Consider the following 20156-nt stretch of genomic DNA (forward strand, 5'->3'; position numbering starts at 1 on the left):
CGCCCCGCCCCGCCGCTACGCAGGGCGCCATGCGCATCCTGAGCGACTTCACCGACATCCCCGCCACCGACCGGGGCGCCGCTGCCGCGATCGGCAATTTCGACGGCGTGCATCTCGGCCACCGGGCGGTCATCGACCTGGCCCGCACCGAGGCCGCGCGTCTCGGCGCGCCTTTGGGGGTGATGACCTTCGAGCCGCATCCGCGCGAGTATTTCGCCCCCGAGGCGCCGCCCTTCCGGTTGATGAACCGGACCGCGCGGGCGCATCGGCTGGAGAAGATCGGCGTCGAGCGGCTGTTCGAGCTGCGTTTCGATGCCGCGCTCGCGGCGCTGACACCGGACGCCTTCGCCCGCGACGTGATCGCGAAGGGTCTCGGCCTGCGCCATGTCGTGATCGGCGCCGATTTCCGCTTCGGCAAGGGGCGCGCCGGCGATGCCGCGATGCTGGAGGCACTGGGTCGTGAACACGGCTTCGGCGTCACCGTCTCGCCGCTGGTGGCGCTCGATGCGGGCGAGGTCAGTTCGACCGCGATCCGCCGCGCCCTGACCGAGGGCCGAGCGCGCGACGCCGCCGCCATGCTCGGGCACCTGCACCGGCTCGAGGGCGAGGTGATCCATGGCGAGAAGCGCGGCCGCGAGCTGGGCTTTCCGACCGCCAACATGACCATCGACGGGCTGCACCTGCCGCGCTTCGGCGTCTACGCGGTCAAGGTCGACGTGCTCACCGGGCCGCATGCCGGCAGCTATGATGGCGCCGCCTCGATCGGCGTGCGTCCGATGTTCGGCGAGAACCATCCGAATTGCGAAACCTTCCTGTTCGACTTCAAGGGCGATCTCTACGGCGCCGAGATCTCGGTGGCGCTGGTCGAGTATCTGCGCGGCGAGGAGAAGTTCGACGGCCTCGACGCGCTGATCGCCCAGATGGACGCGGACTGCGCCCGCGCCCGGAAGGTATTGGCCGATGCGTGACAGGTTCTGGGAACTGCCGCTCGAACAGCTGGACCGCAAGGAATGGGAGGCGCTCTGCGACGGCTGCGGCAAGTGCTGCCTCAACAAGATCGAGGACGAGGACACCGGAGAGGTGGCGCTGACCCGCGTCGCCTGCCGCCTGCTCGACGGTGCGACCTGCCTGTGCACGAAATACGCGACGCGGCACAAATACGTGCCCGAATGCATCGTGCTGACGCCCGAGAAGACCGCCGAGACGATGTATTGGCTGCCCGCCACCTGCGCCTACAGGCTTCGCGCCGAGGGCCGGCCGCTCCATGACTGGCACCACCTGATCTCGGGCGACCGGGAGGCGGTGCACCGCGCCGGGGTTTCGATGGCGGGCCGTACCGTGCCGGAAACCCAGGTCGATGACGACGACTGGGAAGACCATATCATCGAGGAACCCGTCTGATGCAGTTCGCCTCCGACAATACCGGACCGGCCCATCCCGCGATTCTCGAGGCGATCGCCAAGGCCAATGACGGCCACCAGCGCGCCTATGGCTCGGAAAGCGCGATGGACCGGGTCCGCGCCCGCATCCGCGAGATCTTCGAAGCGCCGCAGGCCGAGGTGCACCTCGTGGCGACCGGCACCGCGGCCAACGCGCTGATCCTCGGCTGCATGGCCAAGCCCTGGGACGCGGTCTTCTGCTCCGAACATGCGCATATCGAGCATGACGAGGGCAACGCTCCCGAATTCTATACCGGCGGCGCCAAGCTCAGCCTCGTGCCCGCCCCCGACGGACGGATCACGGTGGCAGAGCTCGACCGGGTGATCGGCCCGATGGGCGCGCGCTCGTTCCACAACGCGCAGCCCGGCCCGATCTCGATCACGCAGGTAACCGAGACCGGCAGCGTCTATACGCTCGACCAGATCCGCGCCATCGGTGATCTCGCCCGGGCCCGGGGCCAGCGGCTGCACATGGACGGCGCGCGATTCGCCAACGCCGTGGCGGCTCTGGACTGTTCTCCGGCGGACATGACCTGGAAAGCGGGGGTCGACGCGCTGAGCTTCGGCGGCACCAAGAATGGCTGCCTCGGCGTCGAGGCGGCGGTTTTCTTCGACCCGGCGCTCGCCGCGGATTTCGCGCTGCGCCGCAAGCGCGGCGGGCATTTGTTCTCCAAGCACCGGTTTCTCTCGGCGCAGATGGAGGCCTATCTCGCGGGGGACCTCTGGCACGATCTGGCGCGCCGGGCCAACGCCGCCTGCACCAAGCTGGTGGCGGGGCTGCGCGCCCATCCGGAGGCAGAGATCCTGCATCCGGCCGAGGCCAATCTCGTCTTCGTCGCCCTGCCCCGCGCCACGCTGCGGCGGCTGATCGAGGCCGGTGCCGATTTCTACGTGATGGATGGCGATCCGTTGGCGGGCGACCCGGCCGAGCGGCTCACCGCGCGCATGGTCTGCGACTGGTCTCTGGGCGAGGAGCGCGTCGCGCGATTCCTGTCGCTGCTCGGCTGAACGAGGGGCCGTCGAAGCCCCCCGCCCCCGTCAGAGCCTTCCCGACAGGTGCAGTTCGAGATCCGACAGCCGGTCCTGGCCCCAGAACCGTTCGTCGGTGTCGGTGATGTAGAAGGGCGAGCCGAAGACGCCGCGCCGCACCGCCTCTTCGAGGTTCTGCGCGTATTCATCCGCCGCGAGCATCAGGTTGCTCTCGGCCAGATCCGGATCGAAGCCCGCCTCCTCGAGCGCCTCGCGGATCACGTCCTCCTGCGCGATGTCCTTTTCCTCGGCCCAGCAGGAGCGCGTGATCGCATGCACCAGCCGCCCCATATCGCCGCCGCCGGCCCGCTGCGCGTTGATGATCGCATAGGACGAGGGCGCGGCGTTGGTCGGCCAGTTGGCGGGCCGCATCACCAGCGGCAGCCCCGCCTTCTTGGCCTGACGCCGCATCTCCTGCTTGCGGTATTCGAGCCGGCTCGGATGCCGGTCCTTCGGCAGCTGGCCGCCCGAGCGTGGAAACAGCGCCATCACGTCCATCGGCTTGTAGGAGATTTCGGCCCCGTGCTTGGCGGCGATTTCCTCGAGCCGGGTTCCCGCGATGTAGACGTAAGGCGACAGCGTCGCGAAAAAGTAGTCGATCCTAGGCATCGAGCCCCTCCCCGGGCGTTACCGCCCATCGGGCAGGTTTGCGCCATGCTAGGGCTGTGCTAGGCGGTGTCAATCTGTCCGCCGCCCCGCTGCGGGGCTGCCCAAGCCTGCCAAGGATGCCGCTTGATGCCCACCCTGAACGAGCCGAAGCTGATCGCCGGTAACGCCAACAAACCCCTCGCCCAGGCGGTCGCACGCCGCATGTCGATGCACCGGGGCATGAATGTCGGTCTCGTCGACGCAAGGATCGAGCGGTTCAACGACCAGGAGATCTTCGTCGAGGTCTACGAGAACGTCCGCGGCGAGGACATGTTCATCATCCAGCCGACCTCGAACCCGGCCAACGACAACCTGATGGAGCTGCTGATCATGGCCGATGCGCTGCGGCGCTCCTCGGCGGCGCGGATCACCGCCGTGATTCCCTATTTCGGCTATGCCCGTCAGGACCGCCGCGCCAAGGCGCGCACGCCGATCTCGGCCAAGCTCGTCGCCAACCTGATCGCCGAGGCCGGGATCGAGCGGGTGCTGACCATGGACCTGCACGCGGCCCAGATCCAGGGCTTCTTCGACATCCCCGTCGACAACCTCTACGCCGCGCCGATCTTCGCGCTCGACGTCGCGCATCACTTCAAGGGCCGGCGCGACGAGGTCATGGTGGTTTCGCCCGATGTCGGCGGCGTCGCCCGCGCCCGCGAGCTGGCCAAGCGCATCGGCGCACCGCTGGCGATCGTCGACAAGCGCCGCGAAAAGGCCGGCGAAGTGGCCGAGATGACCGTGATCGGCGACGTCTCGGGCAAGGCCTGCATCATCGTCGACGACATCTGCGACACCGCCGGCACGCTGTGCAAGGCGGCCGAGACGCTGATGGAGGCCGGCGCCACCGAGGTGCACAGCTACATCACCCACGGCGTGCTATCGGGCCCGGCGGTGAGTCGGATCGAGAAATCCGTGATGAAGTCGCTGGTGATCACCGACTCGATCGAGCCGACCGAGGCGGTGCGCAGCGCCCCGAACATCCGCATCGTGCCGACCGCGCCGATGTTCGCCCAGGCGATCCTCAACATCTGGAACGGCACCAGCGTCTCGTCGCTGTTCGAGCACGAGACCCTGACGCCGATCTACGAAGGCATGTACGCGGCGGACTGAGCGCCGCAGGGCGGGGCCCTCAGCCGAGGAGTCCCGTCAACAGCTGTGACAGCGCTGCGGTCAGCGGCTCCGGCTGCATCAGCCAGAGCAGCGCCTTGCCCGTCTCGCCCATCGCTTCGAAGCGCGACAGCAGTTCCTCAAGCGCGACGGCATCGAAGCGGGCAAGCAGGAAGCTCTTGGCGCCGAGAGCGGTCACCAAGGGCAGAAGCAACACGATCAGGAAGGCGAGGGCCGTGCCGGGGCGACGCCGCGGCATGGCGACGATGAGACCGTCATCGAGCACGTAATGCTCGACGCCTCTCGACAGGCGGCGATTGCGAAACTCGATCCGGTTGAGACGGGCTTCGAAGCTCGGCGAAACACGATACATGGCAAGCAGTCCTGGCGAGGTGCCCCCACCTCACCTTGTCAGGACTATTGCCAGATCATGGCAAGATTATGGCAGCGACGCCAATTTCCGGCGGGAATGCGGCGCGACGCCATCGCGGCGACATGGTTCGGCTCAGCCGTGCTTCATGTCGAGCGTGGTCCATTCGCCGTGGCTCGCGCGCCCGGCCCGGGCGAAGCCGTTCTCGACATAGACCGCCTCGACCGCATCGGCCTGCTCGTTGAGGATCCCGGACAGGATCACCCGGCCGCCGGAGGCCACCTTCTGCGCCATCTCGGGGGCAAGCGCCACCAGCGGCCCCTTGAGGATGTTGGCGAAGACCAGATCGAAAGGTGCCGCCGCCTCGAGCGCCTCGTGCTCGAACCCCGCCGCTTCCAAGCATTCCACCTGCCCCGCCATGCCGTTCGCCGCGAGGTTGGCCTCGGCCACCTCGACCGCCACCGCGTCGATATCCGAAGCCATCACCCGCGCCTCGGGCCAGACCCGCGCCGCCGCCATGGCGAGCACGGCGGTGCCGCAGCCGATATCGGCGACGCGCGCCGGCGTTGCGCCCTCGGCAGCCAGCGCGTCGAGCGCCTTGAGGCAGCCCAGCGTGGTGCCGTGATGCCCGGTGCCGAAAGCCATCGCCGCCTCGATCAAGAGCGGGATGGCGCCCTCGGGCACGCGGTCGGCGTCGTGGCTGCCATGGACGAAGAAGCGGCCCGCCTCGACCGGCGAGAGGTCGCGGCGCACCTTGGCGACCCAGTCCTGATCGGGCACTTCCGACACCAGGAACGGCTTCGCGCCGTGGCTCGCCGCCAGCAGGTCGAGCGCCACCCCGTCGGGGGCCTCCTCGAAATAGGCGGTGACCTCGAACAGGCCCGAGCCATCCTCGATTTCGAACACGCCGGTGCCGTAGGGCGTGGGCTCGAACTCTTCGAGCGCCTCCGAGAGTATCTCGCCGCGGCGCTGGTCGTCGAGCTGGGTGATCGCGGTGAAGACGGGCATCGGCTGTACTCCGGGCAAGGGGCTCGGGCGCGGCATAGGCGCAAGCCATGGCCCTGGTCAATCGCCCTGCCCGGGCCCCGCCCCGAACGCCCACCCCGCCCCGGCCCTGACCTAAGGTTGGCCCCGCCCCGCGCGACGTCTCCTCGACAGCGCCGCAATCCGGCTCTATCGCGACTAGGGAGCAGGGGAGCCCAAAAACCATGCAGCACCTTGAGGCGCTATTCGACCGCGCGCTCGACGCCGTGGTCGGGATGGATCACGAGGGCCGCGTCATCGCTTGGAACGGGTCGGCCGAGGCCATGTTCGGCCGCAGCCGCGCCGAGGCCATGGGCGCGATGATGGACGATCTCATCGTCCCGCAGCAATACCGCGCCGCCCATGCGAAGGGGCTCGCGCATTACCTCGCCACCGGCGAGGGGCCGGTGCTGGAGCAACGGGTGCGGATCACCGCACTCGATCGCGAGGGGACCGAGTTCCCGGTCGAGCTGTCGATCCTTCCGGTCGAGGAGGCGGATGCGCCGCCGGTGTTCTATGCCTTCATCCGCAGTCTCGCCGCCGAAGAGGCGCACCGCCACGAGCAGGAGGCCCGCGCTCAGGAGGCCGAGATCCTGCTGCGGGTCGCCCAGAAACTGCTGGAAGAGATCTCCTTCGAGGAGTTCACCCGGTACTGCCTGCAGGAGGTCTGCGAGATTGCCGGGCTCGAGGCCGGACATCTCTTCGTCGCGCGCGGGGCGGGCCCGGCCCGCCACCTCGCACCCTCGGGCATCTGGCATCTGCGCGATGCGCGCTACGCCCCGATCTGCGAGGCCACCGAAGCCCAGCGCTTCACCCCCGGCATCGGGTTGCCCGGCCGCGCCTGGGCCGAGGGCCGGCTGGTGGTGGAGTCGCATTTGCCGGATGATGCGAATTTCCTGCGCCGCGACGTGTTCGAGCAGGTCGGCCTCACGCGCGGCATCGCCCTGCCGATCCTGCATAGCGGCGAAATACACGCCGTGCTCGAATTCTACGGCACCGCGCAATCCCGGCTCGATCCGGCCTTCCTGCGAATGCTGCAGACGGTGGGCAGCCATCTCGGCCTCGCGATCCGCCGCAAGGAAGGGGCCGAACGCCGCGAGACGCTGCGCCGCGAACTGATCCACCGGGTCGGCAACAGCCTGACCGTCCTCTCGGCGATCTATCGCAGTTGCGCCCGCCAGGCCGCCAGCATCGAAGAGTTGAGCGAGGCGTTTCTCGGCCGCGTCACCGCCGTGGGACAGGCCAACCGCATGGCGATCGAGGAGGCCGAAACCGGTGCGGATCTGGCGGCGCTGATCCGGGATTCGATCGGTCTTCTGCCCGAGAACGGCGCGCGTGACATCGAGGTGCCGGACCTGATCGTAGACAGCGAAAGCGTGATGCCGCTGTCGCTGGTGTTCCACGAGTTGGCCACCAACGCGCTGAAATACGGCGGCTTCGGCGAAGGCAGCCGGCTCGCGATCCGGGCCATGATGTGCCCAGAGACCGAGGAGTTGGTGATCGTCTGGCAGGAAAGCCGGGCCGCGTCGCTCGTAGCGCTTCCCCAGAGCGACCGCTCCGGGTTCGGCAGCCAGCTGATCAGGCTGATGGTCGAGGGACGGCTGGGCGGGGGGTTCTCGCGAGAGGTCGGCGCCGAGGGCTGCCGGATCGTGCTGCGCCTGCCGCGCGCGCGGATCGAGCGGCAGGCGGGCTGAGGCGGGGGCGCGCCCCCGCCCGGCGGTTCAGACCCCGACGCCAATCGGGCAGGTCACGCCGGTGCCGCCGATCCCGCAATAGCCGTTCGGGTTCTTGTCGAGATATTGCTGATGGTAGTCCTCGGCCATGTAGAAGGCCGGGGCATCGACGATCTCGGTGGTGATCGCGCCGTAGCCCGCCCCGGTCAGCCGCGGCGAGAACGCCTCGCGCGAGGCCTCGGCGGCGCGCTTCTGCTGCTCGTCGAAGGCGTAGATACCCGAGCGGTACTGGGTGCCCCGGTCGTTGCCCTGCCGCATTCCCTGGGTCGGGTCGTGGTTCTCCCAGAACACGCGCAGCAGGTCCTCGTAGCTGGTCTGGGCGGGATCGTAGATCACCCGCACCACCTCGTTGTGGCCGGTGCGGCCGGTGCAGACCTCCTCGTAGGTAGGGTTCGGCGTGTAGCCACCCGCATAGCCCACCATGGTCGAATGCACGCCCGGCAGCTTCCAGAAGATCCGCTCGACGCCCCAGAAACAGCCCATGCCGAACATCGCGACCTCCATCCCCTCGGGGGCCTCGGGGTCGAGCGGCGTGCCCAGCACGGAATGGGTGGTGGCGGTGGGGATCGGCTGCGGACGGCCCGGCAGCGCGTTCTCGGGGGTGACCATCTCGGTCTTGGTCGAACTCAGGCCGAACATCGCGTTCTCCTCGTCTGGTGGCTTGCCCGGCATATAGGCATGCTTCGCCCCGAGTTCTACTCGGCCGCCAGGGGAAGCGCGCGCCCCGCGAACACGGTCTCGTGGCCGGGCGCGGGATGGCGCGGGATCATCAGCGCCAGCGCGAAGGACAGCCCGGCTATCCCGGCTGCCAGCACGAAGACCGCGTCGGGCGCGACCAGCCACAGGTAGCCCAGGCTCGCGGGCAGGAACACGGCGGCGATGTGGTTGATGGTGAAGGCCACGGCGGCGGTGGGGGCGATGTCGCCCGGATCGGCGATCTTCTGGAAATAGGTCTTGAGCGCGAGCGCCAGCGCGAAGAACACGTTGTCGATCACGTAGAGCGCGGCGGCGACCGCGACGCCCCATCCGAACCAGTAGAGCCCGCCATAGGCGAGGAACACGAGCGTCAGACCGGCATATTCGACCATCAGCCCGCGCTTTTCGCCCCAACGCGCGACGGCGCGGCCGATCAGCGGCGCGCCGAAGATGTTGGTCAGGAGCGTGATCAGGAACAGCGCCGTCACCTCGTGCACGTCGTAGCCGAACTTCTCGACCATCATGAAGCCCGCGAAGACGACGAAGATCTGCCGCCGCGCGCCCGACATGAACTGCAGCGCGTAGTAGAGCCAGTAGCGGCGGCGCAGTACGAAGCTCTTGCTTTGCGGATGCGGCTCGCGGAACGCCGGGAAGGCGATCCAGCAATACAGAGCCACGGCGGCGGTGAAGCCACCCGAGACCATGTAGACAAAGTCATAGGACAGCCCGAGGCTTTCCCATGTCAGCACGATCGCCAGATAGGCCACCAGCGTCGCCCCGGCCCCGGCGGAAACGATCCAGCCCAGCATCTGCGGCGCCCGCTCCTTGGGCAGCCATTGCAGCTGCAGCGACTGGTTCACCGTCTCGAAGTAGTGAAAGCCGATCGAGGACAGCATGGTGATCGTCAGGATGCCGCCCATCGAGGGGAACTGGGCGGTGAGCGCGGTGGCCACCCCGAGGAGCCCCAGCGAAACCAGCGCCAGGCTCTGCTCGCGCACGAAGAGCAGGATCGCGATGACCCCGATGGCGAAAAAGCCCGGAACCTCGCGCACCGTGTGCAGCCAGCCGATGTCGGAGCCGTCGAAGCCCGCCGCCTCGATGACGAAGTTGTTGAGCAGTGCCGACCATGTGGCGAAGGCCACCGGCATGGCCATCGCCATCAGGAACAGGAGCGTCACCGGCCTGCGCCACGGCGGCAGGGTCCGGGCCTCGGCAAGCGGCATCGGAATGCGTGTCATGCGCAAGCATTAGGGGCTGCCGCCCCGCTTGGCGAGACGTTCCGTCAACCGCGGGGCGAGAATCTGTAATCGACCTCGGAAAATCGCGCTGTCGGAAACCCGTAGGCGAAGCGCAGCCCCTCCGGGCCCGCCACCACGCCATGCTCGGCCTCGGGCGGGATGAAGACGGCGATTCCCGGCCCGATCGGATGCGCCGCATCGTCGATGGTCACGATGCCCGCCCCTTCGAGCCCGAGATAGAACTCCGCCGGCCCATGGCGGTGCGGCTCAAGCGTGCCCAGGGGGCCGAACTCGGCGAGGCCCAGCGTCATGCCGGAGGACGGCGTGCGGTCGGCCGAGACCAAGGTGCGCCAGCGCACCGTGCCGAAGGCCGGGTCGGTGCCGCCCTCGAGCGCCACGCTCGACGCCTCGACCGAAAAGCCGCGCGCCACCGGCGCGCCCTCCCATTCCGCGATCCCGGGCAGTTCCATGGCGCATCTCCCACCGGCTCCTGTGGCGAGGCTGCGCCGAATCGGGATCGGTGCGCCGGTCCATGCGCGACATGGCGGCGTCGCTTCCGATCGATCCGGAACGGCTGGGCCAAAAGCAGCCTAGCGGTCGTGCATCCCCTTGCCCGCGAGGATGCGCGGCGCGTGCTTGGCGATCCGGGCGAAGCGGGTCTCGGGTTTCTTCGCGCCCGCGACATGGATCGCGTAGCCACGCTGCCGCCCCGGCGTCAGCGCCTCGAATGCGGCCGAGAGATCCGGATCGGCGGCGAGCGTCTCCTCGAACTCGGCGCATAGCTCGACGTCGTCCTGCGCGAAGGCCACCCGCCGCCCGGCCCGGTCGATCTCGACCGCGCGGGCGATCAACGCGCGCAGCGCCGGCTCATGGGCGCGGATCTCGTCGAGCCCGCGGAACACCACGTAGCGCGCCGAGCGCGAATTGGGTCCCGGCGGCACCAGCAGCCCCTCCGGGTCCTCGACCAGCACGCCCTTGAAGAAGGACAGCACGCAGCGGTCGGCCAGCCCGGCGACCATGGCCGTGTTGCCGCCCGCGCAGCAGTAGCAGGGCTGGCGCCATTTCCAGACCTCCTCGATGCCCTCGGCTTCGAGGAGCAGCCCGCGCAGCGCCGACAGCTCGGCCCGCCAGCGCCCCTCGCGGGCAAAGAACTCCTTGATGCGCGGATCGCTCATGGCCCAAACCTCCCTGCCGGTCCTCCCCGCCCGCAGCTTCGCGGGCCGCACCGCGCGGGGCAAGAGCCTAGAGAAAGCTCTGCGGATCGATGTCGATGGCGAGCCGCGCATTGGCGGGGACCCGCACCTGCGCCGCCCATTCCGCCAGCGCCGACTGCAACGGCGCGGTCTTCTCGGCCTTGACCAGAAGCCGGACCCGGTGGCGTCCCCGCACCCGGGCGATCGGCGCAGGCGCAGGCCCGAAGAGCTGCGCGCCGATCCGGCGCAGCGGCGCGTCGAGCCGCGCCAGCCGGTTGCCGAGATCGAAGGCCTGCTGCATGTCAGGCGACGAAATCACGATGCCCGCCATGCGGCCATAGGGCGGCACGCCCGCCGCCCGCCGCGCGGCGGCCTCGGCGGCCCAGAACCCCTCCTCGTCGCCCGAGAGAATCGCGCGGATCACCGGGTGTTCGGGCTGGAAGCTCTGCAAGAGCGCGGTGCCCCGCGCCTCGGCGCGCCCGGCCCGGCCCGCGACCTGCCGCATCAGCTGGAAGGTCCGCTCGGCGGCGCGCAGATCCGAGCCCTGCAGTCCGAGATCGCTGTCGATCACGCCGACCAGCGTCAGCTTGGGAAAATTGTGACCCTTGGCGACCAGCTGGGTGCCCACGACGATGTCCGCCGCGCCCTCGGCGATCTCGAGAATCCGCGTTTTGAGCGCCCGGGCCGAGCCGAACAAATCCGACGACAGCACCGTCACCCGCGCGTCGGGAAACAGCGCCTGCGCCTCCTCGGTGATCCGCTCCACCCCTGGCCCCACGGCGGCGAGCTTGCCCGCCACCTCGCAGTTCGGGCAGGTCTCGGGCATCGGCGCGGTCTCGCCACATTGGTGGCACATCAGCCGCTTGAGAAATCGGTGCTCGACCATCCGCGCGTCGCAATGCTTGCAGCCGATCTGGTGGCCGCAGGCGCGGCACAGCGTCAGCGGCGCATAGCCACGGCGGTTGAGGAACAGCAATGACTGCTCGCCGCGCTCCAGCCGCTGCATCACCGCGCCCTTGAGAGCGGGGGAGATCCAAGAGCCCGAGGGCACCTCTTCGGTGCGCATGTCGATGGCGCGCATCTCGGGCATCACGGCGGGGCCATAGCGGCTTTCGAGATCAAGCCGGGCATACTTGCCCTGCTGCACGTTGACCCAGCTCTCGAGCGAGGGCGTGGCCGAGGCCAGCACCACCTGCGCCTTTTCCAAAGAGGCGCGCAGCACCGCCATGTCGCGCGCGTTGTAGAGAACCCCGTCCTCCTGCTTGTAGGAGGTGTCATGCTCCTCGTCGACGACGATGAGGCCGAGATCGTGGAACGGCAGGAACAGCGCCGAGCGCGCCCCGACCACCAGCTGCGCGCCGTTCTCGGCCACCATCTTCCAGCAGCGCCGCCGCTCGGTCGTGGTGACGCCGGAATGCCACTCGGCGGGCTTCGCGCCGAACCGAGCCTCGACCCGGGTCAGGAACTCGGCCGTCAGCGCGATTTCCGGCAACAGCACCAGCGCCTGCCGCCCGGCCTTGAGGCAGGCGGCGACCGCCTCGAGATAGACCTCGGTCTTGCCCGAACCGGTCACCCCCTTGAGCAGCGTCGTGCCGTAGCGCCCGGCCGCGATCCCCTCGCGCAGCCGCGCCGCCGCCAGCTCCTGATCGGTCGTGAGCGCCTTGCCCGCCATGTCCGGATCGAGCGGCGGATAGGGCACGTCGCGCGGCGCCTCCTCCTCGGCCACGGCACCCGAGGCCACCAGCCCCTTGACCACCGAGGAGCCGACGCCCGCCAGATCGGCCAGCTCGCCCAGCATGAAGCCAAGCCCGTCATGCTCTTCGAGCAGATCGAGCACCCGGGCACGCGCCGGCGTCATCCGCGCGGGCTGGCCATGACCGCGACGGTAGATCTTGCGCATCCCCGGCGGGTCGGTGAGGCCCGGCGCGCGGGTGGCGAGCCGCAGCATCGCCGGCATCGGGGTGAGCGTGTAATCCGCGACCCGGCCCAGGAACTCGCGCATCGGCGCGCGCATCGGCGGCAGGTCGAGCACCCGGATCGCGGATTTGACCTTGGCGGGATCGTAATCCCCCGCGCCCTGCCCCCAGACCACGCCGGTGACCTTGCGCGGCCCGAACGGCACCTCGACATGGTCGCCCGCCGCGCAGCCGCCGCGGGGCGCGCGGTAGTCGAGCACCCGGTCGAGCGGCTGCGTCGTCAGCACGCCGATCAGCGCGCCTTCCTCGAAACGGGGGGATGTCATGGGCCGGTCGGAATCCTCGGGCGGGAAGGAGCCGCCAACATGCGCCGCGCGCCCGGCCGCTTCAAGGGAGCGGCATGTCGCGGGGTTTCGCGCGCGGCGCGTGCTTCCCATATGGGAAAGGCGCTGTTCCACCGCTGCGTCACTTGCTAGACCGGGGCCGAAGCCGCCCCGCGCGGGGGCGTGCGACACCAAGGGAGCGCGCGTGGGCGCGCACCATCTGACAGGGAGAGACCCCATGAAGTTCTTCGTCGATACCGCCGAGATCGACCAGATCCGCGAACTCAACGACCTGGGCATGATCGACGGCGTCACCACCAACCCGTCGCTGATCATGAAGTCGGGCCGCGACATCAAGGAAGTGACCAAGGAGATCTGCTCGATCGTCGACGGCCCGGTCTCGGCCGAGACCGTGGCGCTCGACGCCGAGGGCATGATCGCCGAGGGCCGCGAGCTGGCCAAGATCGCCGACAACATCGCGATCAAGGTGCCGCTGACCTGGGACGGCCTCAAGGCCTGCAAGACGCTCACCGACGAGGGCCGGATGGTCAATGTCACGCTGTGCTTCTCGGCCAATCAGGCGCTTCTGGCGGCCAAGGCCGGCGCGACCTTCATCTCGCCCTTCATCGGCCGGCTCGACGATCTCAACCTCGACGGCATGGAGCTGATCGCCGACATCCGGCAGATCTACGACAATTACGGCTTCGAGACGCAGATCCTCGCCGCCTCGATCCGCAACGCCAACCACATGTCCGAGGCCGCCAAGATCGGCGCCGACGTCGCCACCGCGCCGGCCGCCGTGATCAAGGCCATGGCCAACCACGTGCTGACCGACAAGGGCCTCGACGCCTTCCTCAAGGACTGGGCCTCGACCGGCCAGAAGATCGTGTGATCGCCTTGGCGGGGCGTTGTGCCTTCCGGGCCGCGCCCCGCCGCATTCTTGCCACACCGGGGCGCATCGCCCCGCAGCCACTGTTATGTTCGGGCCGTTGCGACAGCCCGGATGCGCCCAGATGACAGACGACACACCCCCCGATGACGGGCTGCGCGAGCGCATCCTCGCCGATCCGGCCCGCCTGCTCGACGATCCCGAGATCATGCGCGCCCTCGTCACCGCCGACGCCGAGGCCAAGGGATCGAACGTGGTCGATCTGCGCGGCCTCGCCATGCAGCGCCTGCAGGCACGGCTCGACCGGCTCGAGGACACGCACCGCTCGGTGATCGCCGCGGCCTACGAGAATCTCGCCGGCACCAACCAGATCCACCGCGCCGTGCTGCGGATGATGGACGCGACCCGCTTCGAGACTTTCCTCCAGGATCTTTCGGGCGAGGTGGCCGACATGCTGCGGGTCGACGTGGTGCGCCTCGTTCTGGAGACCGCGAGTCCCGAGGACGACCCGGCCATCGCGCGGCTCTCGGACGTGCTGTCGGTGGCCGAGCCGGGCTTCGTCGCCGATTACGTCACCCAAGGCCGCAACGTGCCGCTGCGGCAGGTATCGCTGCGGCCGGTCGAGCCGATCGAGGCCGGGCCCTACGGCGCCCGCGCGCCCGAGATTCTCTCCGAGGCCTGCCTCAAGCTCGATTTCGGCCCCGGTCGCCTGCCCGGCATGCTGCTTCTGGGCGCCACCGACGCGAACCGTTTCGCGCCGGCGCAGGCGACGGATCTGATGGGCTTCTTCGCCGGCGTGTTCGAGCGGCAGATGCGGCGCTGGCTGTCATGATCTCGCCCGCCCTCACCGATGCGATGGGCCGGTGGCTCGACCATGAGCGGGCCCTGAACGCCGCCGCGCAGAACACGCTCACCGCCTATCAGGGCGACGTGCTGGGCTTTCTCGCCTTCATGCAGACCCACCATGCCGAGGCGCAGGGCCTCGGGCCCATCGCCCGGGTCACGGTGTCGGACATGCGCGCCTGGATGGCGCATGAACGCGCGCGCGGTCTTTCGGCGCGCAGCCTTGCCCGCGCGCTCTCGGCGGTGAAGAGCTTCTATCGCTGGCTCTCCGCGCGCGAGGGGTTCGAGCCCACGGCCGTGCTCTCGACCCGGGCGCCGCGCATGAAGGCGCGGCTGCCGCGCCCGCTCGACGAGGACGCGGCGGCCCGCGTGCTCGAGGCGGTGGAGCTGCAATCGCGCGAGCCATGGGTCGCGGCGCGCGACACGGCGGTGGTGACGCTGCTGTGGGGATGCGGCCTGCGCATTTCCGAGGCGCTGTCGCTCACCGGTGCGCAGGTGCCGCTGCCCGAGACGCTGCGCATCACCGGCAAGGGTGGCAAGGAGCGGCTGGTGCCGGTGCTGCCGGTCGCGCGAAAGGCCGTCTCGGATTACGTGAAGCTCTGCCCGCACCCGATGGACGCCGCCCTGCCGCTGTTTCGAGGCGTGCGCGGCGGTGCGTTGGGCCCGCGTCCGATCCAGAAGGCGATGGAAATGGCACGCGCCCAGCTCGGCCTGCCCTCCACCGCGACGCCGCATGCGATGCGCCACAGCTTCGCCACGCATCTGCTGAGCGCGGGCGGCGATCTGCGCGCGATTCAGGAACTTCTGGGCCACGCCTCGCTTTCGACGACTCAGACCTACACGGCGGTCGACGCGGCCCGGCTGATGGAGATCTATGATCGCGCCCATCCTCGCCCCTGAGCCGCGTTGCGCCCGCCGCCGCTTTCGGCCAAGAGGGATGGCATGACTGACGCACGCAAGGCCCTCGGGGTCCATCTCTTCACCGCCACAGGCGCGGTCTTCGCCATGCTCGCCATGCTGGAGGCGGTGCAGGACGATTGGAGCATGATGTTCCTGTGGCTCGTGGTGGCCTTCGCGGTGGACGGGGTCGACGGGCCGCTGGCGCGCAAATACGACGTGAAGCGCAACGCGCCGATCTTCGACGGCGTGCTGCTCGACCTGATCATCGACTATCTCACCTATGTCTTCGTTCCGGCCTTCGCGCTGTTCGAATCCGATCTGCTGCCGGGCTGGACCGGCTGGCTGGCGATCATCGTCATCACCTTCGCGTCGGCGCTCTACTTCGCCGACAGCCGCATGAAGACGAAGGACAACTCGTTCCAGGGCTTCCCCGGCTGCTGGAACATGCTGATCCTCGTGCTCTTCGCCCTCTCGCCCAATTTCTGGATCATTCTGGCGCTGGTGGTGGTGCTCGCGGTGACGATGTTCCTGCCGGTGAAGTTCATCCACCCGGTGCGCACCAAGCGCTGGCGCGCGGTGTCGCTGCCGATGGCGCTGGCCTGGACCTTCTTCGCGGGCTGGGCCGCCTGGGTCGATTTCGACCCCGCCAGCTGGGCGCATTGGGGCCTAGTCGTGACCTCGGTCTACCTGCTCGGCGCCGGCGCTGCGCAGCAGCTGGTGCATGGCAGGGACGGCTGAGCACCGGCCCGCCTAGAGCCGGGTCAGCACCACCCCGGTGACGATCAGCCCCGCCGAGATCGCCTTGCCCCGGTCCATGCGGTCGCCGAAAGCGGCCCAGCCGATCAGCACCGCGAAGAGGATCGAGGTTTCGCGCAGCGCGCTCACCAGCGCGATCGGCGCCAGCGTCATCGCCCAGACCGCGATCGCATAGGCCCCGTAAGAGGCCGCCGCCGCCAGCGCCCCCTGCCCCCAGACGCGGGCCGAAACGCGCAACAGCCCCCGCCCACGCATCGCGAAGGCCAGAGGCGGGAACAGCAGCGCCTGCGCCACGAAGAGCCAGCCGACATAGGCCACCGGGTCGCCCGAGACCCGCGCCCCCAGCCCGTCGACCAGCGTGTAGCCGGCGGTCCCGGCCGCCGCGCCCAGCGCGTAGGGAATGAGTCGCCGGCTCTCGCCCGAGCCCAGCGCGCCGCGCGCCATGCCGAGGATGCCTAGGCCCAGCACCAGCACGCCCGCCACCGACATCGGCTCGATCACGTCGGACAGGAACAGCGCGCTCGCCACCAGCACCGCCATCGGCGCGGCACCCCGCGCGATCGGGTAGACCCGGCTCAGGTCGCCGTGCTCGTAGGCGAAGGCGAGAAACGTGTTGTAGGTGGCATGACAGACGGCGGAGGCGGCGATCCAGGGCCAGACCTCGGCGGCAGGCCAGGGCCGGACCAGCGCCACGGCCAGCCCCATCAGCCCCTGCACCAGCGCCAGGATCACCATGCCCGCCACCTTCGAGGCCCCGAGCTTGATCATCGCGTTCCAGCTCGCATGCAGGAAGGCCGCGAGCATCACGGCGAGGAAGATCGGCAGGCTCATCGCGGGCCGAAACCGCGATTGCGTATTTGCGGAACAAAGTCACCAGAGACGCGCTTGGCAACTTTGTTCTTCAAATACGCAAATCCGACGCCGCGGCTGGAGCGGCGCCGGATGATCGTCACGCCAGCGCCGCGTCGCAACGCGCGCAGACGCCGGGATGCGCATGCGTGCCGACATCGGGCAGGATCTTCCAGCAGCGCTGGCACTTCTCGCCCTCGGCCGCTTCGAACACGACGCCGACGCCTTCCACCTCGGGCAGGCGGAACGCCTCGGCGGGCGACGGGTCGCCGGTCAAATAGATCGCCGAGGTGATGCACAGATCCTCGAAGCTCACGCTCTTGAGCGCGGCCAGCGCCTCGGCGTCTCGCACATGCACCACGGGCGCCGCTTCGAGCGAGGCGCCGATCACCTTGTCGCGCCGCGCCACTTCGAGCGCCGCGGTCACCACCCGGCGCACCTTGCGGATCGCCGCCCATTTCTCGGCCAGCGCCTCGTCGCGCCACGCCTGCGGCGTCTGGGGGATGTCGGTGAGATGCACCGAGGCGTCGTCGCCCGGGTTCCGCTCCAGCCAGACCTCTTCCATCGTGAAGACGAGGATCGGTGCGAGCCAGGTCGTCAGGCGGTGGAACAGCAGGTCGAGCACGGTGCGCGCCGCGCGGCGCCGCGCGGTGTCGCCGTCGCAGTAGAGCGCGTCCTTGCGGATGTCGAAATAGAAGGCCGAGAGCTCCACCGTGGCGAAGGTGAAGACCGACTGGAACACGCCCTGAAAGTCGTAGGCGTCGTAGCCCTCGCGCACGGTCTGGTCGAGTTCGGCGAGCCGGTGCAGCACCCAGCGCTCCAGCTCGGGCATCTCCGAGGGCTCCACCCGGTCGGCCTCGGTGAAATCCGCCAGCGATCCCAGCAGGAAACGCATGGTGTTGCGCAATCGGCGGTAGCCGTCGGCGGTGCCCTTGAGGATCTCCGGCCCGATCCGCAGGTCGGCGGTGTAGTCCGACTGCGCCACCCAGAGCCGGAGAATGTCGGCGCCGTACTGCTTGGTCACGTCTGCGGGGCTGACGGTGTTGCCCAAGCTCTTGGACATCTTCATGCCCTTTTCGTCGAGCGTGAAGCCATGCGTCAGCACGCCGCGATAGGGCGCGCGCCCCTTGGTGCCGCAGGATTGCAGCATCGAGGAATGGAACCAGCCGCGATGCTGGTCGGTGCCTTCGAGGTAGAGGTCGGCCAGACCGTCCTCGGAGCCATCCTCGCGGTCGCGCAGCACGAAGGCGTGGGTGGAGCCGGAATCGAACCAGACGTCGAGGATGTCGAAGACCTGCTCGTAATCATCGGGGTTCACGGCATCGCCCAGGAAGCGCGCCTTGGCGCCGTCGCGGTACCACGCATCCGCACCCTCGGCCTCGAAGGCCTCGAGAATACGGGCGTTGACGCCCTCGTCGCGCAGCAGGAAGTCGGGATCGGTGGGGCGGGCCCCCTTCTTGACGAAGCAGGTCAGCGGCACGCCCCAGGCGCGCTGGCGCGACAGCACCCAATCGGGCCGCTGCTCGATCATCGAATGCAGCCGGTTGCGGCCGGTCTTCGGCGTCCAGGTCACCAGCTCGTCGATCGAGGTCAGCGCCCGCTCGCGGATGGTCTTGCCGTACCGGTCCTGCCCGTCGCCGACCTCGCGGTCGATCGCGGCGAACCATTGCGGCGTGTTGCGGAAGATCAGCGGCGCCTTGGAGCGCCAGCTATGCGGGTAGGAGTGCTTGATCTTGCCGCGCGCGAAGAGCTTGCCCGACTGCGCCAGCGCGTCGATGACGGCCGCGTTGGCGTCGCCTTCCTTGCCGTTCGGCTTGAGGATGCGCTTGCCGCCGAACAGCGGCAGGTCGGCGCGGAAGGAGCCGTCTTCCTCGACGTTGTAGGTGATGACCTCCGCGAGCATCCCCGCATCGCGGTAGAGTTCGAACTCGTCCATGCCGTGGCTGGGCGCGCAATGCACGAAGCCGGTGCCGTCCTCGTCGGTGACGAAGGGCGCGGCGCGGAAGTCGCGGGGCTGGTCCCACTCTCCCTCGCCGCCCTCGATGCCGGCAAAGGGATGCGCGACCGACAGCCCGTCGAGCGCGGGCGCGTCGCCGATCCGCTCCCAGCCATCGACGCGGGCCTTGGCCAGGCAGCCCTCGGCCAGCTTGTCGGCGAGCAGCAGCCGGTCGCCCTTCTTCACCCAGTTGTCCTCCGGGGCGCCGGTGATCTCGTAGACGCCGTAGGAGATGTCGGGGTGGTAGACGACGCCCTTGTTCGAGGGAATGGTCCAGGGCGTGGTGGTCCAGATCACGACATCCGCGCCCTGAAGCAGCGGGTCGTCCGAGCCCAGCACCGGGAAGCGCACCCAGATCGTGAAGCTTTCCTTGTCGTGGTACTCGACCTCGGCCTCGGCCAGCGCGGTCTTCTCGATCGGCGACCACATCACCGGCTTGGAGCCCTGGTAGAGCACGCCGTTCATCAGGAACTTCTGGAACTCCTCGGCGATCACCCGCTCGGCGTGGAAGTCCATCGTCAGATAGGGCTTCTCCCACTTGCCGGTGACGCCGAGCCGCTTGAACTCGTCGCGCTGGATATCGACCCAGCCCTCGGCGAACTTCCGGCATTCCTGACGGAAGTCGATCACGTCGACCTTGTCCTTGTCCTGGCCCTTCTTGCGGTACTGCTCCTCGATCTTCCACTCGATCGGGAGGCCGTGGCAGTCCCAGCCGGGGATGTAGCGCGCATCGCGGCCCATCATCTGCTGCGAGCGCACCACCATGTCCTTGAGGATCTTGTTGAGCGCGTGGCCGATATGCAGGTTGCCGTTGGCGTAAGGCGGGCCGTCATGAAGGGTGAAGGGCTTGCGGCCCTCCGCCTTCTCGCGCAGCCGGTCATAGACCCCGATCTGCTCCCAGCGGGCGAGCCAGCCCGGCTCGCGGTTGGGCAGGCCCGCGCGCATCGGGAAATCGGTGCGCGGCAGGTTCAGGGTGTCCTTGTAGTCGGGGGTGTCGGTCTGGTTCTCGGGCGTATCGGCGCACATCGCTGTTCGGTCCTGTCGAAGTCCGGTCGTATCGGAATGTCTGGTGAAGGGCGGCGCGGCGTCAGCTCATGCGCCTTGTCCCGGCGGCCCTGATCCTCAGAGCGCCGGGCCGGTAATTCGCGTGATATGGGCGCGAAGGGCCGTCATGGCGCCGCTTATAGGCGCGGCCGCGCGGCGGGTAAAGC

Annotated in this window: 19 protein-coding genes; 9 read left to right on the forward strand and 10 right to left on the reverse strand. The window is 69.0% G+C overall.

Annotated elements, in window-relative coordinates; translation table 11 throughout:
• The first annotated feature begins 29 nt into the window (after positions 1-29).
• The 3 genes from ACRAQ3_RS13090 to ACRAQ3_RS13100 are packed head-to-tail and all read left to right on the forward strand — an operon-like array spanning position 30 to position 2447.
• Entirely contained in the window at positions 30-968 is a 939-nt protein-coding gene (locus ACRAQ3_RS13090; protein WP_269395777.1) for a bifunctional riboflavin kinase/FAD synthetase, read from the forward strand.
• Positions 961-1401 carry a YcgN family cysteine cluster protein gene (locus ACRAQ3_RS13095; protein ID WP_432254923.1) on the forward strand — a complete coding sequence of 147 codons (441 nt, stop codon included), beginning with the start codon at positions 961-963 and terminating at the stop codon, positions 1399-1401. Before ACRAQ3_RS13090 ends, ACRAQ3_RS13095 begins: the two co-directional genes overlap by 8 nt.
• Positions 1401-2447, forward strand: coding sequence for a threonine aldolase family protein (locus tag ACRAQ3_RS13100; RefSeq protein ID WP_432254924.1), 1047 nt, complete (start codon positions 1401-1403; stop codon positions 2445-2447). The genes ACRAQ3_RS13095 and ACRAQ3_RS13100 overlap by 1 nt, the downstream gene beginning before the upstream one ends.
• A gap of 30 nt (positions 2448-2477) precedes the next feature.
• On the opposite strand, the gene ACRAQ3_RS13105 is transcribed toward ACRAQ3_RS13100, so the two are convergent.
• Positions 2478-3077 carry a 2-hydroxychromene-2-carboxylate isomerase gene (locus ACRAQ3_RS13105; protein WP_269395775.1) on the reverse strand — a complete coding sequence of 200 codons (600 nt, stop codon included), beginning with the start codon at positions 3075-3077 and terminating at the stop codon, positions 2478-2480.
• A 126-nt stretch (positions 3078-3203) separates the two neighbouring features.
• Here ACRAQ3_RS13105 and ACRAQ3_RS13110 point away from each other — a divergent pair, with 126 nt between their 5' ends.
• Positions 3204-4223: a ribose-phosphate pyrophosphokinase gene (locus tag ACRAQ3_RS13110; protein WP_085896108.1), complete on the forward strand. Its 1020-nt coding sequence runs from the start codon at positions 3204-3206 to the stop codon at positions 4221-4223.
• 19 nt (positions 4224-4242) lie between these two features.
• Here ACRAQ3_RS13110 and ACRAQ3_RS13115 read toward each other — a convergent pair whose 3' ends face one another.
• A complete protein-coding gene (locus ACRAQ3_RS13115; RefSeq protein ID WP_269395774.1) occupies positions 4243-4593 on the reverse strand; it encodes a hypothetical protein in 351 nt (116 codons plus the stop codon).
• 132 nt (positions 4594-4725) lie between these two features.
• Entirely contained in the window at positions 4726-5598 is an 873-nt protein-coding gene (locus tag ACRAQ3_RS13120; RefSeq protein ID WP_269395773.1) for a 50S ribosomal protein L11 methyltransferase, read from the reverse strand.
• Between the two features lie 200 nt (positions 5599-5798).
• Here ACRAQ3_RS13120 and ACRAQ3_RS13125 point away from each other — a divergent pair, with 200 nt between their 5' ends.
• A complete protein-coding gene (locus ACRAQ3_RS13125) occupies positions 5799-7307 on the forward strand; it encodes a PAS domain S-box protein (RefSeq protein ID WP_432254925.1) in 1509 nt (502 codons plus the stop codon).
• A 27-nt stretch (positions 7308-7334) separates the two neighbouring features.
• On the opposite strand, the gene msrA is transcribed toward ACRAQ3_RS13125, so the two are convergent.
• The 5 genes from msrA to ACRAQ3_RS13150 form a co-directional block, all read right to left on the reverse strand.
• A complete protein-coding gene (gene msrA, locus ACRAQ3_RS13130; protein ID WP_432254926.1) occupies positions 7335-7985 on the reverse strand; it encodes a peptide-methionine (S)-S-oxide reductase MsrA in 651 nt (216 codons plus the stop codon).
• Between the two features lie 56 nt (positions 7986-8041).
• A complete protein-coding gene (locus tag ACRAQ3_RS13135) occupies positions 8042-9280 on the reverse strand; it encodes an MFS transporter (RefSeq protein ID WP_432254927.1) in 1239 nt (412 codons plus the stop codon).
• Positions 9281-9324: 44 nt separating this feature from the next.
• Positions 9325-9750 carry a cupin domain-containing protein gene (locus ACRAQ3_RS13140; protein ID WP_269395769.1) on the reverse strand — a complete coding sequence of 142 codons (426 nt, stop codon included), beginning with the start codon at positions 9748-9750 and terminating at the stop codon, positions 9325-9327.
• 120 nt (positions 9751-9870) lie between these two features.
• Complete coding sequence (locus ACRAQ3_RS13145; RefSeq protein WP_432254928.1) at positions 9871-10455, reverse strand: YdeI/OmpD-associated family protein; 585 nt, start codon at positions 10453-10455, stop codon at positions 9871-9873.
• 67 nt (positions 10456-10522) lie between these two features.
• Complete coding sequence (locus tag ACRAQ3_RS13150; protein ID WP_432254929.1) at positions 10523-12715, reverse strand: primosomal protein N'; 2193 nt, start codon at positions 12713-12715, stop codon at positions 10523-10525.
• A gap of 235 nt (positions 12716-12950) precedes the next feature.
• Here ACRAQ3_RS13150 and fsa point away from each other — a divergent pair, with 235 nt between their 5' ends.
• The 4 genes from fsa to ACRAQ3_RS13170 all read left to right on the forward strand — a co-directional run bounded on the left by fsa (position 12951) and on the right by ACRAQ3_RS13170 (position 16082).
• Positions 12951-13604, forward strand: a complete 654-nt coding sequence (gene fsa, locus ACRAQ3_RS13155) for a fructose-6-phosphate aldolase (protein WP_085896117.1) — start codon at positions 12951-12953, stop codon at positions 13602-13604.
• 121 nt (positions 13605-13725) lie between these two features.
• Positions 13726-14433, forward strand: a complete 708-nt coding sequence (locus ACRAQ3_RS13160) for a DUF484 family protein (protein ID WP_432254930.1) — start codon at positions 13726-13728, stop codon at positions 14431-14433.
• The gene (locus tag ACRAQ3_RS13165) at positions 14430-15344 is read left to right on the forward strand and encodes a tyrosine recombinase XerC (protein ID WP_432254931.1); all 915 of its coding nucleotides are present in this window, start codon (positions 14430-14432) and stop codon (positions 15342-15344) included. The genes ACRAQ3_RS13160 and ACRAQ3_RS13165 overlap by 4 nt, the downstream gene beginning before the upstream one ends.
• A gap of 42 nt (positions 15345-15386) precedes the next feature.
• Positions 15387-16082: a CDP-alcohol phosphatidyltransferase family protein gene (locus ACRAQ3_RS13170; protein WP_269395763.1), complete on the forward strand. Its 696-nt coding sequence runs from the start codon at positions 15387-15389 to the stop codon at positions 16080-16082.
• A 12-nt stretch (positions 16083-16094) separates the two neighbouring features.
• Here the strand turns inward: ACRAQ3_RS13170 and ACRAQ3_RS13175 are convergent, their stop codons facing one another.
• Positions 16095-16931, reverse strand: coding sequence for an EamA family transporter (locus tag ACRAQ3_RS13175; protein ID WP_432254932.1), 837 nt, complete (start codon positions 16929-16931; stop codon positions 16095-16097).
• A 118-nt stretch (positions 16932-17049) separates the two neighbouring features.
• Positions 17050-19971, reverse strand: coding sequence for an isoleucine--tRNA ligase (gene ileS, locus ACRAQ3_RS13180; protein WP_432254933.1), 2922 nt, complete (start codon positions 19969-19971; stop codon positions 17050-17052).
• Positions 19972-20156 lie beyond the last annotated feature (185 nt).

Source organism: Limimaricola sp. AA108-03, from assembly GCF_050847355.1.
Classification (GTDB): domain Bacteria; phylum Pseudomonadota; class Alphaproteobacteria; order Rhodobacterales; family Rhodobacteraceae; genus Limimaricola.

Excerpts from the sequence above, each read along its gene's own strand:
- ACRAQ3_RS13090 (WP_269395777.1), top strand. The coding sequence starts at position 30 with ATGCGCATCCTGAGCGACTTCACCGACATCCCCGCCACCGACCGGGGC.
- ACRAQ3_RS13095 (WP_432254923.1), top strand. The coding sequence starts at position 961 with ATGCGTGACAGGTTCTGGGAACTGCCGCTCGAACAGCTGGACCGCAAG.
- ACRAQ3_RS13100 (WP_432254924.1), top strand. The coding sequence starts at position 1,401 with ATGCAGTTCGCCTCCGACAATACCGGACCGGCCCATCCCGCGATTCTC.
- ACRAQ3_RS13105 (WP_269395775.1), bottom strand. The coding sequence starts at position 3,077 with ATGCCTAGGATCGACTACTTTTTCGCGACGCTGTCGCCTTACGTCTAC.
- ACRAQ3_RS13110 (WP_085896108.1), top strand. The coding sequence starts at position 3,204 with ATGCCCACCCTGAACGAGCCGAAGCTGATCGCCGGTAACGCCAACAAA.
- ACRAQ3_RS13115 (WP_269395774.1), bottom strand. The coding sequence starts at position 4,593 with ATGTATCGTGTTTCGCCGAGCTTCGAAGCCCGTCTCAACCGGATCGAG.
- ACRAQ3_RS13120 (WP_269395773.1), bottom strand. The coding sequence starts at position 5,598 with ATGCCCGTCTTCACCGCGATCACCCAGCTCGACGACCAGCGCCGCGGC.
- ACRAQ3_RS13125 (WP_432254925.1), top strand. The coding sequence starts at position 5,799 with ATGCAGCACCTTGAGGCGCTATTCGACCGCGCGCTCGACGCCGTGGTC.
- msrA (WP_432254926.1), bottom strand. The coding sequence starts at position 7,985 with ATGTTCGGCCTGAGTTCGACCAAGACCGAGATGGTCACCCCCGAGAAC.
- ACRAQ3_RS13135 (WP_432254927.1), bottom strand. The coding sequence starts at position 9,280 with ATGACACGCATTCCGATGCCGCTTGCCGAGGCCCGGACCCTGCCGCCG.
- ACRAQ3_RS13140 (WP_269395769.1), bottom strand. The coding sequence starts at position 9,750 with ATGGAACTGCCCGGGATCGCGGAATGGGAGGGCGCGCCGGTGGCGCGC.
- ACRAQ3_RS13145 (WP_432254928.1), bottom strand. The coding sequence starts at position 10,455 with ATGAGCGATCCGCGCATCAAGGAGTTCTTTGCCCGCGAGGGGCGCTGG.
- ACRAQ3_RS13150 (WP_432254929.1), bottom strand. The coding sequence starts at position 12,715 with ATGACATCCCCCCGTTTCGAGGAAGGCGCGCTGATCGGCGTGCTGACG.
- fsa (WP_085896117.1), top strand. The coding sequence starts at position 12,951 with ATGAAGTTCTTCGTCGATACCGCCGAGATCGACCAGATCCGCGAACTC.
- ACRAQ3_RS13160 (WP_432254930.1), top strand. The coding sequence starts at position 13,726 with ATGACAGACGACACACCCCCCGATGACGGGCTGCGCGAGCGCATCCTC.
- ACRAQ3_RS13165 (WP_432254931.1), top strand. The coding sequence starts at position 14,430 with ATGATCTCGCCCGCCCTCACCGATGCGATGGGCCGGTGGCTCGACCAT.
- ACRAQ3_RS13170 (WP_269395763.1), top strand. The coding sequence starts at position 15,387 with ATGACTGACGCACGCAAGGCCCTCGGGGTCCATCTCTTCACCGCCACA.
- ACRAQ3_RS13175 (WP_432254932.1), bottom strand. The coding sequence starts at position 16,931 with ATGAGCCTGCCGATCTTCCTCGCCGTGATGCTCGCGGCCTTCCTGCAT.
- ileS (WP_432254933.1), bottom strand. The coding sequence starts at position 19,971 with ATGTGCGCCGATACGCCCGAGAACCAGACCGACACCCCCGACTACAAG.